Annotated in this window: 2 protein-coding genes and 1 pseudogene; 1 reads left to right on the top strand and 2 read right to left on the bottom strand. The window is 41.9% G+C overall.

The window, feature by feature from the left end; all coding sequences use genetic code 11:
• Window positions 1-174: 174 nt before the first annotated feature.
• The gene (locus F6K53_RS37950; RefSeq protein ID WP_293084870.1) at window positions 175-1,311 is read right to left on the bottom strand and encodes an SGNH/GDSL hydrolase family protein; all 1,137 of its coding nucleotides are present in this window, start codon (window positions 1,309-1,311) and stop codon (window positions 175-177) included.
• 328 nt (window positions 1,312-1,639) lie between these two features.
• On the opposite strand from F6K53_RS37950, the gene F6K53_RS37945 reads away from it, so the two are divergent.
• A complete protein-coding gene (locus F6K53_RS37945; protein ID WP_158069355.1) occupies window positions 1,640-1,960 on the top strand; it encodes a hypothetical protein in 321 nt (106 codons plus the stop codon).
• Window positions 1,961-2,002: 42 nt separating this feature from the next.
• Here F6K53_RS37945 and F6K53_RS37940 read toward each other — a convergent pair.
• Window positions 2,003-2,220 (bottom strand): annotated as a pseudogene (locus F6K53_RS37940) (phospholipase); the annotation flags it as partial.

The following is a 2,220-nucleotide window of genomic DNA, read 5'->3' as shown; positions in this document are numbered from 1 at the left end:
TTATTATTGAAAGTTTCATAAAATTCTCATTTTTGCTTAACTATTCTATGATTAAGCAACGCCGAAATTTCCCCATAGAATTTACCAATAGTAGTATCAAACTATTAAGTATCAATTTAGGATCAACAGTGACAGCTCGGAAAGCTGCCACTGTGTTATGTTAGATGGTACTATCTAAAATAATTTATTCAACTCTTTCCGAAGCAACCAGGCAAGCCCTATCACTCCTAAGGAGGCAGAAGACGCTGGTTCTGGTACAGACTTAGACTCAGCCTTAGTCTCAGCCTTGTCTTGGGACTTCAGTGCTGATAAGGTGAATTTCGCTAGGATCTGATGGCCAGCTGTCGTTGGGTGGGTGCTATCCCAGAATAAAAACTCGTCTGGATTAGCACAAGCAATAAACGTTGTTCCATCTAAGCACTCTTCGGTCACATTCGTGAAACCAAAGTTTCCAGGATTGGTCAAAATCTGATTAAATAGGTCATACTGATCAACGGATATCAGGTTAATGTCAGGTAAAGATTGCCTCAAAATGTTAAGGGTGGAGTCCAATACAGAGTTATGCTGCTCGGTCAAATCTGTGAGGCTAGACGATAATACACTATCTAGTCTCAGTGATTGAGGTATCTTTCCCAAATCTGGTAAGTTAAGCACTAGGAAATTGCGAGCACCAAAGTTATACAGGGAGTTCAGCGCTGTCTCTATATTGCCCACGACCTGAGTAGGATTAGGAATATCCATACTCTGATAATCATTGCCACCCAACCACAGAATATAGAGAGCGTTGGGGTCAGCCATCTGATCAGATAGGATTAGGTCATTGGTGAACCCTGCTACTTGGGTCAGTAATCCCGGGGACAAAGCTTCGAACTCACCAAGGCCAGACACTCCGGTTTGAGCACCACCAACAGCAAAGTTTACGCTTTGATGAGTCGTCCCACCATTGAAGAAAAAACTCACCCGAGGACTATCGGGAGTGATAGTGATGGGAGAAAGTGTCGGGGAATCTGGTAAAACCAAGGACAAATCAGTAGATCGCTTCACCTCTATCTCCAGAGCATCTGCTAGATAATCTACCCAGATCGGACCATTGCTAAAACGTCCCTGAAAGTAGGGTGGACTCTGGGGGATGATGGGAATGGTGGGATTTACCTGATTCCCTGCCTTAGTGATATTGAAGGTATTGCCAGAATCCGATAGGCTATCACCAAACACATAAAGATTAGTGAAATCTAAATCATATGCCCTAGCTTCACAGGACAATATTAAAGTAAATAGAGAAAATCCTAAGGCCGTAATTGTGTTTTTCATTTTTGATTGTCTGTGATTGTGGGTAGACCTTTCAAGACAAACCTAACAACCTACAGACATAGAGTACTGGTTTGGGTTACTCTCTTTATTAAGAGCTGGCAAAATTTTTGGATTATAGTATAAATAAAAAGTAAAGTATTACAATAACTTTAATCAGAGTATATGCTTTTTTCATAGTAATGAGGTACACACTATTATTCTCCTATTCCCAATTCCGAAGTTCCCTCTTATGACTTCCCTACTCCCTGCTACCTTTTGAAGTTATCAATCCTACTTATTAGTTATTATTGAAAGTTTCATAAAATTCTCATTTTTGCTTAACTATTCTATGATTAAGCAACGCCGAAATTTCCCCATAGAATTTACCAATAGTAGTATCAAACTATTAAGTATCAATTTAGGATCAACGGTGACAGCTCGGGAAGCTGCCACTGTGTTATCGTGTAAGCATTCAGCTATCAGCCGTTGGCCGTTGGCCACGCTACGCGAACAGCGGTCAGCTAATCAACGGGAGGTAGTAAACAAGCTGAGGGGTGCTAGTACGGCTGGTTGGAAATCCCTGCTCGTTTTATTCATCCGACCCCGTGTAGTTAAAGCACCTGCTAGCACCTCAAGTAGCACCATCTGTAGCGCATTAGCTGATAGCTGATAGCTGACGCCTGAATGCTTACGTTATCGTTAATAGTAAAATCTAGCAGGATTTATTCAACTGTTTCCGAAACAACCAGGCCAGCCCTATCACTCCTAAGGAGGCAGAAGACACTGGTTCTGGTACAGACTTAGACTCATCCTTGTCAAGGGACTTCAGTAATGCTATTGTAGATTCCGCTAGGATCTGATGGCTAGCTGTGCTTGGGTGGATGCTATCCCAGAATACAAACTCGTCTGGATTAGCACAAGCAATAAACG

The sequence above is a fragment of the Moorena sp. SIO4A1 genome, assembly GCF_010672065.1.
Classification (GTDB): Bacteria; Cyanobacteriota; Cyanobacteriia; order Cyanobacteriales; family Coleofasciculaceae; genus Moorena.
This window is presented reverse-complemented; position numbering and strand designations above follow the sequence as displayed.

What these genes read in the sequence shown, in the direction of transcription:
- F6K53_RS37950 (WP_293084870.1), bottom strand. Translation starts at nt 1,311, where the DNA reads ATGAAAAACACAATTACGGCCTTAGGATTTTCTCTATTTACTTTAATA.
- F6K53_RS37945 (WP_158069355.1), top strand. Translation starts at nt 1,640, where the DNA reads ATGATTAAGCAACGCCGAAATTTCCCCATAGAATTTACCAATAGTAGT.